The 12303-nt window shown below is 58.0% G+C and carries 10 protein-coding genes; 8 read left to right on the top strand and 2 right to left on the bottom strand.

Translation table 11 applies throughout. From position 1 onward, the window contains the following. Positions 1–110 precede the first annotated feature (110 nt). From NBG89_RS04750 to NBG89_RS04735, 4 genes are all read left to right on the top strand, one after another. A complete protein-coding gene (locus tag NBG89_RS04750) occupies positions 111–1994 on the top strand; it encodes an ABC-F family ATP-binding cassette domain-containing protein (RefSeq protein ID WP_431321930.1) in 1884 nt (627 codons plus the stop codon). 129 nt (positions 1995–2123) lie between these two features. Then, positions 2124–2954, top strand: a complete 831-nt coding sequence (locus NBG89_RS04745; protein ID WP_431321929.1) for a polysaccharide deacetylase family protein — start codon at positions 2124–2126, stop codon at positions 2952–2954. 95 nt (positions 2955–3049) lie between these two features. Then, the gene (locus NBG89_RS04740; RefSeq protein WP_431321928.1) at positions 3050–3976 is read left to right on the top strand and encodes a Gfo/Idh/MocA family protein; all 927 of its coding nucleotides are present in this window, start codon (positions 3050–3052) and stop codon (positions 3974–3976) included. A 59-nt stretch (positions 3977–4035) separates the two neighbouring features. Next, the gene (locus tag NBG89_RS04735) at positions 4036–4581 is read left to right on the top strand and encodes a GrpB family protein (RefSeq protein ID WP_431321927.1); all 546 of its coding nucleotides are present in this window, start codon (positions 4036–4038) and stop codon (positions 4579–4581) included. Positions 4582–4587: 6 nt separating this feature from the next. Here NBG89_RS04735 and NBG89_RS04730 read toward each other — a convergent pair whose 3' ends face one another. Both NBG89_RS04730 and NBG89_RS04725 read right to left on the bottom strand, forming a co-directional pair. After that, entirely contained in the window at positions 4588–5037 is a 450-nt protein-coding gene (locus NBG89_RS04730) for a DNA polymerase III subunit chi (RefSeq protein ID WP_431321926.1), read from the bottom strand. After that, positions 5034–6527 (bottom strand): leucyl aminopeptidase, encoded by a 1494-nt coding sequence (locus NBG89_RS04725; protein ID WP_431321925.1) that lies wholly within the window; start codon positions 6525–6527, stop codon positions 5034–5036. Before NBG89_RS04725 ends, NBG89_RS04730 begins: the two co-directional genes overlap by 4 nt. Before the next feature lie 222 nt (positions 6528–6749). Between NBG89_RS04725 and NBG89_RS04720 the strand changes: the two genes are divergently transcribed. The 4 genes from NBG89_RS04720 (at position 6750) to NBG89_RS04705 (ending at position 12202) form a co-directional block, all read left to right on the top strand. Next, entirely contained in the window at positions 6750–7481 is a 732-nt protein-coding gene (locus NBG89_RS04720) for a phosphatase PAP2 family protein (protein ID WP_431322781.1), read from the top strand. A gap of 100 nt (positions 7482–7581) precedes the next feature. Beyond that, positions 7582–8760 carry an LPS export ABC transporter permease LptF gene (lptF, locus tag NBG89_RS04715; protein WP_431321924.1) on the top strand — a complete coding sequence of 393 codons (1179 nt, stop codon included), beginning with the start codon at positions 7582–7584 and terminating at the stop codon, positions 8758–8760. Then, complete coding sequence (gene lptG, locus NBG89_RS04710) at positions 8757–9845, top strand: LPS export ABC transporter permease LptG (protein ID WP_088693490.1); 1089 nt, start codon at positions 8757–8759, stop codon at positions 9843–9845. Before lptF ends, lptG begins: the two co-directional genes overlap by 4 nt. Further along, on the top strand, positions 9845–12202 hold the full coding sequence (locus NBG89_RS04705) for an LPS-assembly protein LptD (RefSeq protein WP_431321923.1): 2358 nt from the start codon (positions 9845–9847) through the stop codon (positions 12200–12202). The genes lptG and NBG89_RS04705 overlap by 1 nt, the downstream gene beginning before the upstream one ends. The last annotated feature ends 101 nt before the right edge of the window (positions 12203–12303 follow it).

The raw sequence follows: 12303 nt of genomic DNA, 5'->3' as shown, positions 1-12303 counted from the left end.
CACGCCGATTAGTAAAAGGTTACGGAAGTGATGTAACTTTCCGCCATATCGTGCCGTGCGGCTTCGCCGTGCCCTTGCCTTCGGCCAAGAGTTCCGCCAAAACGCCGGCCATGATCACGATTTCCGATATTTCCGCACGTATTGCCGGTCGCCTGCTCCTCGATCACGCCAGCGTTTCACTGCCAGCCGGCACGAAGGCCGGTCTGGTCGGTCGGAACGGCGCTGGCAAGTCGACGCTTTTTCGAGTGATCACCGGCGATTTGGCTTCGGAAAGCGGCTCGGTATCGATCCCGAAGAATGCGCGTATCGGGCAGGTGGCGCAGGAAGCACCGGGAACGGAAGACGCGCTGATCGAAATCGTGCTAGCCGCCGACAAGGAACGCTCGGCGTTGCTGGCGGAGGCAGAGAGCGCAACGGATCCGCATCGGATCGCGGAAATCCAGATGCGGCTGGTGGACATCGATGCGCATTCTGCGGAGGCGCGTGCGGCCAGCATCCTGGCAGGCCTCGGGTTCGATCAGGAAGCGCAATCGCGACCGGCCTCGTCCTTTTCGGGCGGCTGGCGGATGCGCGTCGCCCTCGCTGCGGTGTTGTTCTCCGAGCCCGACCTGCTGCTCCTCGACGAGCCGACCAATTACCTCGATCTCGAAGGCACACTCTGGCTTGAGGATTATGTACGTCGCTATCCGCACACAGTCATCATCATCAGCCACGACCGCGACCTGCTGAACAACGCCGTCAACTCAATCGTTCATCTCGACCAGAAGAAGCTCACTTTCTATCGCGGCGGCTACGATCAGTTCGAAAGGCAAAAGGCCGAAGCGGACGAACTGCAGACGAAGGCACGAGCGAAGAACGAGGCGGCGCGCAAACACCTGCAGAGCTTCATCGACCGCTTCAAGGCAAAGGCGACCAAGGCACGCCAGGCACAGAGCCGAGTGAAGGCGCTGGAGCGCATGGGAACGGTGGCTGCCGTCATCGAGGACCACGTACAGCCGATCTCCTTCCCCGAGCCGGAAAAGCAACCCGCCTCCCCGATCGTGGCGATCAGCGGCGGTGCCGTCGGCTACGAGCCCGGCAAACCGATCTTGAAGGGCCTCAACCTGCGGATCGACAATGACGATCGCATCGCCCTGCTCGGCTCCAACGGCAACGGCAAATCGACCTTCGCGAAATTCATTTCTGGCCGCCTGTCGGCGGAGGCAGGCGAAGTCAAGCTGGCACCGAACCTGAAGATCGGCTTCTTCGCGCAGCACCAGCTCGACGATCTGATCCCCGACCAGTCGCCGGTCGAGCACGTGCGCCGTCTGATGCTGGATGCGCCCGAAGCGAAGGTGCGGGCGCGCGTCGCCCAGATGGGCCTCGCGACCGAGAAGATGACGACCGCGGCAAAGGATCTTTCCGGCGGCGAGAAGGCGCGTCTGCTGATGGGGCTCGCGGCCTTCCACGCTCCCAATCTCCTCATCCTCGACGAGCCGACGAACCACCTCGACATCGACAGCCGGCGGGCGCTGATCGAGGCGCTGAACGACTACGAGGGCGCCGTCATTCTCATTTCGCACGACCGTCACCTTATCGAGGCGACGGTCGATCGCTTGTGGCTGGTCAACAAAGGTACTGTCGCGACCTTCGAAGGCGATATGGACGAGTACCGCGACCTCGTTGTCGCATCGGGCAAGAAGAAAGACGAAAGGCCTCAGCCTGCGGAAGAGTCCGCCTCGAAGGCGGACCAACGCAAGCTGAATGCGGAGAAGCGTGCTTCGCTGGCACCGCTCAAGAAAAAGATCAACGAAATCGAATCCTTGACCGGCAAGCTGGAGAAACTGATTCAGGCGCTTGATGCAGAACTTGCGGATCCGCTGCTGTATGAAAAGGCACCTGCGAAGGCCGCGGAGAAGGCCAAGCAACGCGGCGAGACTGCCGCAAAGCTGGCTGCAGCAGAGGAACAGTGGCTGGAGCTTTCGGCCGAGTACGAAGAAGCTATGGCGGTATAGCCACAGGTCTAAACGAGAGCCAATCGCATACCGTACTATTCGGTGCATTCCCGAACGATCGAAACCGATCGTTAACCATAATCATCAAGGTTGTCTCAACATTCATTACTGATTTGTTGAGCCCCTTTTATGCATCGCCTTGCTTTATTTTCCGGTCTCATCTTGAGCGTGGCCCTGGCCGGCTGCCAATCCACCAAACGGCCTGCGCCCGATAGCACGATCAAAACCGCTTCGATCGTCGCCCCGGAAGGCAGCCAGATTTCGGAAATCGACAGTCGCCCGCTCCAAATGTCTCACGATACCCGTCCGCATCACCTTGCCGGCCGAACACTGACGGTCGCGTCCATTCATGACCTGCCTCTTAAGGACAAAGAAGTCATTCTCAGCTTTGACGACGGTCCAATTCCCGGCCGGACGGATCGCGTTCTCGCGACGCTGGACCAGTTCGGCGTCAAGGGCGCCTTCATGATGGTCGGCGAAATGGCGGAGTTGCATCCGGAGCTTGCACGCAAGGTCGCGATGGACGGCAACGCGATCGGCAGCCACACCTACCGGCACGAAAACCTGGCGACACTGACCTTCGATGTGGCGATGAAGGAGATCACGCGGGGAGAAGCTGCCGTGACCAAGGCGACCGGCGTTGATGTCAACTTCTTCCGCTTTCCATACCTTGCCGACAGCCAAAAGCTGCGCGCTGCCGTTGCAATGCGTGATATGGTGGTGATGGATGTCGATGTGGACAGCAAGGATTACTTCACAACATCGCCAGCAGCCGTGACCAAGCGGACGATGGACCTGCTGCATAAGCGGGGCCGTGGTATCATTCTCATGCACGACATCCACAATCGCACGGCGACGATGCTGCCAACACTCCTTTCAAGGCTCGAGGCCGAGGGGTATAAGGTCGTAACGCTACAGTTCAAGAAGCCGACTGCGCCGGCCGAGATGGCGTCTCTTTGATGGATTATCGACGCTTGCCCCCCGGTTTCTTTCTGCTAAAACAGGCGCAAAATAAATCATACTTTTGAGCGAAACACCGAACGCGAGCCAGCAGCATGTCACCTATCAACCTCGCCATCGTCGGCGTCGGCAAGATCGTCCGCGACCAGCACCTTCCCTCGATCGCCAAGAATCCCGACTTCAAGCTCATTGCAACGGCCAGCCGCCATGGCACCGTTGAAGGCATCCCGAGCTTCACGACGATCGATGCGATGCTCGACGCCGTGCCAGCGATCGATGCGGTTTCGCTGTGCATGCCGCCGCAATATCGCTACGAAGCAGCACATAAGGCGCTTTCCGCCGACAAGCATGTGTTCCTCGAAAAGCCTCCGGGCGCGACACTCAGCGAAGTAGCCGATCTCGAAAGCCTCGCGGCGAGCAAGGGCGTTTCGCTGTTTGCAAGCTGGCATTCGCGCTATGCGGCCGCCGTTGAAGCCACGAAGTCCTTTCTCGCATCGACCACGATCAAGAGCGTTCATGTCATCTGGAAGGAAGACGTTCGCCACTGGCATCCGAACCAGGACTGGATCTGGCAGGCCGGCGGCCTCGGTGTCTTCGACCCGGGCATCAACGCCCTGTCGATCGTCACCCATATCTTGCCGAAGGCGATCTTCCTGACGGGCGCAACCCTCGAATTCCCGGAAAATCGGGATGCCCCAATTGCCGCGGATCTGCACTTCAAGAATGCTGACAACGTACCTGTTCATGTCGAATTCGATTGGCGACAGACCGGCAAGCAGAGCTGGGACATCCTCGCGGAAACCGAAGCCGGGCATGTGGAACTTGCTGAAGGCGGATCCAAGCTGTCGATCAATGGCGAACTGAAGTTCTCCGCCCCGGAAGAGGAATACCCGGCGCTTTACCGTCGCTTCGCGGAAATCGTCAAAGCCGGCAAGTCCGATGTCGACCTGGCGCCGCTTCGCCACGTCGCCGATGCCTTCATGCTCGGCAAACGCAAATTCGTCGACGCGTTTCACGATTGATACAAACGTGCCGAGCCTCATAATATTGTGAAGTCTCACGGTCTTCAGGGAGGTTCGGCATGCGAGACGATCCGGCTTACGGTCTTGGCTTGAAGAATCTAACGGTTTCGCTCGCTGAGCCCAACGCCTTTTGGGAGCGTGCCTATGCCACCGAAGCGCAGGCCATCGGCCAAGCGCTCGGGGACATGGCAATCGACATTCAGCACGTCGGCAGCACAGCTATTCCCGGCATCAAGGCAAAGCCGATCATCGACATCGTTGTCGGCGTCAAACACTTCGATGACGGTCCGCGCTGCATTCCCGCCACGGAAGCAATCGGCTATGACTATGCCGGCAACGACATTGTCCCCGACGACCACATTTTCGGCCGCGGCATAAAGGATGAGAGCCGCACCCATCTGGTCCATGTCGTGGAGTATCGCGGCGATAACTGGAACCGCATGATCGCCTTTCGCGACGCTCTGCGCGCCGATGCCCGGCTCGCACGCCTCTACGAGCAACTGAAGGTTGGATTGGCCAGCGAGCATGCGGAGAGGCGCGCGGAATATACGAAGGCAAAGCGAGACTTCATTGACAACGTCCTGATGGCTTCCGGCCTGAACTAGTCAAATTCAGGCCTTCTTCTCCCATCGCCGTTCGGGCGTCTGCTGCCAGTATGTCAGGCTGTGCCCCTCGCCTTTCAGCTTCTTCCACTGCGCGCGGGCGCCCTCAAGCTGCTCCTGGTCATATCCATCGAACATGAAGACGATCCGCTCGTAAGGATCGACAGCGGGCGGCTCTGCGCCATCGACGATAAATCGCACCGTCGCAGCATTCCTGTTTCCTTCGGAGATCGTGAGGAGAACTGGCTGATTTTCGGCCAGTTCTCCCTCATCCGTGCCATGCGGCAAGAAACTATCCTCGCGAAATGTCCAGAGATGCTGATCCAGCAAGTCGCGCCGCGCAGCGTCCCTCAACTGCACAGAGACCCGCCAGCCGCGCTCGACGCTTTTTTCTAGCAGCGGCGGCAGGGCATCCTCCAGCTTGGATTCCGTCAGATGATAGAACAGGACTTCGGTCATGACTCGTAATTGTCGCGCACCAACTGGTCGAGCAGCCGTACGCCGTAACCGGATCCCCAAGACTGATTGATCTCATCCTGCGGCGAACCCATGGCCGTTCCCGCAATGTCGAGATGCGCCCACGGCGTCTCCTGCACGAACCGCTTCAGGAAATGCGCCGCGGTGATCGAACCCGCATGACGGCCGCCGGTGTTCTTCATGTCGGCGAACTTGCTGTCGATCATCTTGTCGTATTCCTTGCCGAGCGGCATGCGCCAAAGCTTCTCGCTGGTCGTCAGGCCAGCGGCGGTCAGCTGCTCAGAGAGCTCGTCATCGTTCGAGAACAAACCGGCATGGATGTTGCCAAGCGCAACGAGAATAGCACCGGTCAACGTTGCCAGATTGATCATGAACTTCGGCTTGAAGCGGTCGTTGCAATACCAGAGCGCATCACAGAGCACGAGACGTCCCTCTGCGTCGGTGTTGATGACCTCGATCGTCTGCCCCGACATCGAAGTAACGATGTCGCCGGGACGCTGAGCGTTTCCATCGGGCATGTTCTCAACCAGACCGATGATGCCAACCGCGTTCACCGCCGCCTTGCGGGCAGCGAGAACATGCATCAGGCCGGTGACGGCCGCGGCACCGCCCATATCGCCCTTCATTTCCTCCATGCCGGCAGCGGGCTTGATCGAGATGCCGCCGGTGTCGAAAACGACGCCCTTGCCGATGAAGGCGATTGGGTTTTCCCCGCTCTTGCCGCCCTTCCACTGCATGACCGCCAGCCGCGGAGGCCTAACCGAGCCTTGAGCCACACCCAAGAGGGCGCCCATGCCAAGCTTCTGCATGTCCTTCTCGGTGAGGATTTCCACCTCGACGCCTAGCTTTTCCAGTTCGCTTGCCTTGGCGGCAAATTCGACCGGACCCAGAACATTCGGCGGCTCATTCACGAGATCGCGGGCTAAGTTGACGCCTGCTGCAACGGCTTCCGAGACTTTAAGGGCTTCCGCGGCATCGGTCGCATTTGCGGTAACGATCGTCACTGCCACCCGTCCATTACGGCTATTGCCCTCCTCGTCCTTCTTCCTGGTCTTGTAAGTGTCGAAGCTGTAGGCGCGCAAAAGCATTCCAAGCGCAAAATCCGCCGCCTCTTTCGCTCCGACGCTGGCACCCGGCGCATCGACGAAGATCACGACCTTTTCGGCTTTCTTGATCTTAGACGCGGCAACGCCACCGGCTTTGAGCCAATCATGAGCGGTCAACTCCTCCGGCTTGCCAAGGCCGACAACGATAAGCCGTTCGGCCGGTGAACCCTCCGGAGCAACGAGATCCAATACAGTCGTCGCCTTGGCGGAGAAGCCCGCGATCTTTGCCGCTCTCGAGATCACCCCAACGGGGTCCGCGACCTTGGCCCCGGCGGCAAGATCTGCGCCGCCTGTCTGCAGCAGGATCGCGTAGCAACCGGCGATCTCGGCGGAGGTTGCAAATGAAATATCGAACTTGGCTGACATATCTTCTCCAGTGGGATTTTCCTAAATCCGCTCTATCCGATCATTTCGGGTTTCGCCCCCGAAAACAAGCCTTGGCACTGTGATCTGGCGGCGACCACGAGTTGAGCCATTAACAGGATGTCATACTTGGTGCATATTCATCCCTGGAAGTCGACTTAACAGGAATTGGCAATGATTTCCGCACCGAGAGCGTCCCGCGAAAGCTCACTTTGGCGCCAACTTATGCCTAAGAGCGCCGCGGGTCGCGCGTTCGCCGCCGTGTTCTTTATATGGTGGGCGTTGCTTTTCCTGTTTAACGTGTTTCCGCAGATCGACATCTACGCGTCGACACATTTTTTTGCTCGGCAAACTTGCCAATACAAAGCAGCATTTAACGACAGTTGTGGATATTTCCCTTATCGCGAGGATACCTACCTAGGGCTACTGAGAACATTCTGCTTCCGCCTGCCGTACGCAGTCGCGGCTGTGATGTTGTGGCGACTTGCTGTGTGCTACAGCCAGTGTGGCGCAACCTTCAACATGGAGCATGCGCGCGCGTACAAGGTGGCCTTGGGTTCGCTGATTATCGGCCCCGTGATCCTCACGAATCTCATTCTCAAGACATACTGGGGCAGACCGCGCCCGTCCCAAACGCTGGACTTTGGGGGCCATCTCGACTTCGTGCCGGCGGGCTCCATGGTCGGACGATGCGTATCGAACTGCTCCTTCATTTCCGGTGAAGCGGCTGGCGCCGGCTGGGTCTTCTGCCTTATCCTGCTGATACCGCAGCCGATGCGTTCGGCACTTGCATTGCCGCTTGCCGCGATCTCATTTCTGGCGCCTACCATGCGGGTTGCATTCGGCGCGCACTATCTTTCGGACGTCGTCCTCGGATGGCTTTCGTCCGTTGTGGTGTTCACAGGTCTTCTTGCTCTTACCGATTCGCAACAGGACGAAAAAAAAACTGAAATTTGAATGAATTTTCGACACCGGCTTGTCGCAAAAGCGAACCAAAGAGCGTAGATGGATTTCGCTGCATAGCGGCATCGGTTCGCAATGGCGTTCAAGGGCATGAATGAAACTGCTTGAAACATATATACTCCGGCGTGTTGGCCAGATGTTTCTCGTTGCCCTGTTGCCGGTGCTCGCGATCATTTGGACAACTCAGGTTCTGCAGCGCGTCAATCTGGTGACCGATAGCGGCCAGTCGATGGGATCGTTTGCCAAGCTGGCAACGTTGATCCTTCCGTCGATCATTCCGATCGTGCTGCCGTTCGCGCTTGTCATCGGCGTCACGCAGACGCTGACGACGATGAACAACGATTCGGAGCTGACCGTCATCGATGCGGCAGGTGCCAAGCGTGGCATCATTCTGCGCCCGATTCTTATCCTTGCCGCCGTCATCAGCGCCTTTTCGTTTCTGGTGGACAACGTCGTCGAGCCAAAAGCGAAGACTGGCGTTCGCCAGATGGTGGCAGCTGCCTATGCGGATCTGCTCTCCTCCGTTATTGAGGAGAAGAACTTCCGCCGCATCGATACTGGACTTTACGTGCAGATATCTGAGCGATTGGCCGGGCGGGTGCTCAAGGGCTTGTTCGTCGTGGACGAGCGCGATCCCGCATTCGAGCTCATCTACTATGCGCGCGAGGGCGCCGTTGACGAGAAGGGCACCTCACTCATCATGCATGATGGCGAGGTTCACCGCAAAACGCAGACCGGCGAAGTCTCTGTCATCCGCTTCGATTCTTATTCCTTCGATCTGTCCGATCTGACGCAGAATCGCGGCCAGGCAACGCTTCGTGCATCCGACCGCGAGCTTCCGTTCCTGCTCAATCCGGACCCGAACGACAAGGACTACATCTCTAAGCCCGGCAGCTATCGCGCCGAATTGCACCGCCGTTTGACGGATTGGGTTCTGCCGATGGTGTTTGCCCTGATTGCGCTCGCGATTGCCGGTGATGCGCGCTCCCATCGCGAGGCGCGACTGCATCCGATGGTGGCGGCGCTTACCTTTGCTTTTGCGATTCGTTGGGCGTCGTTCTACGCGGCCAATCAGATCGACACGAATCCAGAGTATATCGGCGTACTCTATGCGATTCCCATCATCACCAGCCTCCTTGCAATCGCGTCTCTGTCGCATCACAAGCGCCTGTCGGTCGTGTCCGCAATGAGCGACCCCATCGCCGCAGCTTGGCGGAGATTGCAGACGCGCTTTGGCCGGTCGGCAGATCCCTCTGCGGGAGGCAGTGCATGATTTTTGGGACGCTCAGCCGCTACTTCTTCCGTCGCTATCTGCTGACCACAATGTGGTTCTTTCTCGGCGTGATCGGCATCGTTTATCTCGTGGATTTCAGTGAGACGGCTGGCCGCCTCTCCGGTCTTCCTGGCTACACCGTAACCGGCGGTCTGGTGATGACAGCCGTGCGCCTGCCGCTCATCCTCCAACAGACCGTTCCCTTCATCGCCCTCTTTGTGGGCATGACGGTTTTGATCGCCCTCAACAGAAAATACGAACTGGTCGTGACGCGCGCTGCGGGCATCTCGGTTTGGCAGTTCATGTCACCCTTCCTTGCCGGCGCGTTTTTGTTGGGCGTGCTGGTCATGACCGTTCTCAATCCGCTCGCAGCGTGGGGGCAACGCCAGGCTGCGATCGTCGAGAGCAACTGGCGGGGAGAAGGGTCAGCGCCGAATACCGCCCTGCAGGTTCCATGGATTCGGCAGATCAGCGGTGGTGACGATGCGATCATAGGAGCGCATACAGTTCTCGAGGACGGTACGCTGCTTATGGACGCGGTGTTCGTGCATTTCGATTCGACCAATCACATCATCCTGAGACAGGACGCCGCGTCGGCAAAATTGGAAGATGGTTACTGGCTCCTTAAGAATGTTGTGGAGCGCCGTCCGGGTGAAGTCGCTACGCGCAAGGACGAGGTGCGTGTCCGCACCAATTTGAAACAAGATTTCGTCCAACAGAGACTGACAGCCCCTGAAACTATTGGTTTTTTTGATCTTTCGAGCCGGATTGACGCCGCGAAATCCTTCGGGATTCCGACCAAGGCTCTCGAGACGCAATTTCATTCATTGTTGTCCCAACCACTGCTGCTGGTCGCCATGACTCTCATTGCTGCAACAGTGTCCCTAAAATTTAGCCGGTTCAACCAGTCGAGGTCGGTGATTCTGGGTGGAATCCTGTCAGGCTTCGTGCTTTATGTGGTCACCGTGCTTGTGAAAGCATTCGGAAGCAGTGGGGTTGTCCCGCCTTTCGTGGCGACGTGGATTCCAGTCACCGTTGCCTTGGCTTTGGGTGCAACAATTCTGCTTCATCAGGAGGATGGCTAGTGGCGGCAGGCGACCGCAAGACTCTTAGTAAACAGTTGGTTGCCCTGCTCGTAGGCGTGGCCCTGTCTACCTATTCCAATGGCTTTCCTGCCGCTTTCGCTCAGGACACCCTACAAGGTTTCAAGCCAACCGTATCGAACGACCAGAAGCTGATTCTGTCGGCAAACGAACTCGTCTACAACAAGGACGCGCAGATCGTTTCCGCCGTCGGCGGCGTGCAAATTAACTACGCCGGCTACAAGATGGTGGCGCAGCGCGTCGAGTATAATCAGCAAACCGGGCGCCTGATGGCGCTTGGCAACGTCGAGCTCATTGGCCCCGACGGCAACCGCATGTACGCCGACAAGCTTGACGTCACTGACGACTTTGCCGACGGCTTCGTAAACGCGCTCAGAATCGAGACCGCCGACAATACGCGCCTGGTTGCGGAAACCGGCGAGCGTGTTGGCGGCACGCAGATGATCCTGAACAAGGGCGTCTATACTGCCTGTTTGCCTTGCGCCGAGAGACCGGAACGGCCTCCTTTCTGGCAGGTCAAGGCTGAACGCGTCATTCAGGACGGCGTCAAGCACACGATTCGCCTCGAGAAGGCGCGCTTTGAACTTCTTGGTCATCCGCTTGCCTACGTGCCGTGGATTGAAGTCCCCGACAACACCGTGAAGCGGAAGTCCGGCTTCCTCTTTCCTAGCTTTGTCACTGCGCAAAATCTCGGATTCGGCCTGTCCGTCCCTTATTACTACGTTATTTCGCCGAGCAGCGACCTAACGGTAACGGGCACAGGCTATACGACCCAAGGTTTCCTGCTGGACGCGGAATATCGCCAGAGATTCGAAAACGGCACGCATACATTGCGGGTGGCTGGTATCGATCAGCTCAGCCCGGGGACCTTCACGTCCGGCACCAGCGATGCCGAAAATGACTTCCGAGGCGTTGTAGCGTCCAAGGGAGATTTCAGAATCAATCCTCGCTGGGCGTTCGGCTGGGACGTTATGGCGCAGAGCGACAATAACTTTTCCCGAACCTATAGCCTTAAAGGGTTGGACAATTCGACACAAACAAACCAGGTCTACCTGACCGGTCTCGGCAAACGGAATTACTTCGATCTGCGTTCGTTCTATTTCGACGTTCAGGACGCCGACCCGAACGACGTCAAAGAGAAGCAGCAGGCGATCGTCTACCCGGTGATGGACTATCACTTGGTGGCACCGCAGCCGCTCGCCGGAGGTGAACTCTCTGCCGACGTCAACTTCACGAACCTGTCGCGTACCCATGACGACTTCTACAGCGTGGCGGGGTTCGACCGGTTCCGTGGTCTTGACGGCCAGACGTCCCGTCTGACGGGCGAGCTGGAATGGAAGCGCACGTTTGTCACGCCTGAGGGCTTCCTGATTACGCCGTTGCTCGCCGCGCGCGGTGACGCCTTGGCGCTGAACATGACGCCGCCGCCGACCTCTGGCACGTTTGTCTATGACGGCAATTACGACGACAGCAATGCAGCGACGCGTTCGATGTTTACCGCCGGCCTGGAAATGCGCTACCCAATCCTTGGCACGACCGCAAACAGCACGCACCTGTTTGAACCCATCGTTCAAGTCTACGCGCGGCCTGACGAACGCCTTGCCGGCTCTCTGCCGAACGAGGACGCGCAGAGCTTTGTGTTCGATGCGACCAATCTTTTCGAACGTGACAAGTTCTCCGGCTACGATCGTATCGAGGGCGGTACGCGCGCCAACGTCGGCTTCCAGTACACCGGTACGTTTGACAATGGCTACAAGCTGCACGGCATATTCGGCCAATCCTACCAGTTGGGCGGCCAGAACTCATTCGATACAGATGATCTGGTGAATGTCGGCGCGGATTCTGGTCTGGAGAGTGACGTATCCGACTTCGTCGGTCTCGGCGGCATCGAGACGCCGCAGGGCATTGCTCTTGCAGCATCCTACCGACTTGACGAAAAGAGTCTGGCTTTCCGTCGAGGCGATTTTACGGCCGGTTTCCAGAACGACAATCTCCAAAGCCAGTTGATCTACACGCACGTCTCAGCGCAGCCAGAATATGGCTTTGCTGAGGACAATGATGAGATCCAGGCCAAGGGAACTGTTAAGTTCAAGGATTATTGGTCGGTATTTGGTGGCATAGCCTGGGATCTTCAGGATAACAGCATCGTCAGGAAGACATTCGGTCTGACTTATGAGGACGAATGCACGATCTTTACGATCGCATATAGCGAAAAGCGCGATACGACCGCCGAAACCGCTAGCGACTGGAGCATTGGCGCCAGGTTGACCTTCCGGACGCTGGGCGACATCAAGCTCGGTGGCACGGTAGACACCAATACCACCATCTACCAGAATTGATGGAGTGTTCAGTTGTACGGCGGAAGAAAGGGCCTTTCTTTCGCCGTAAGACTATGCAGGACATTGTCACCAGTTGATATCTGGGGCATGTGCTGAACTTT

Source organism: Rhizobium sp. YTU87027 (assembly GCF_050644135.1).
Taxonomy (GTDB): Bacteria; Pseudomonadota; Alphaproteobacteria; order Rhizobiales; family Rhizobiaceae; genus Rhizobium.
Note: the sequence above shows the minus strand (reverse complement) of the source record. Positions and strands in the feature narration are given on the sequence as shown.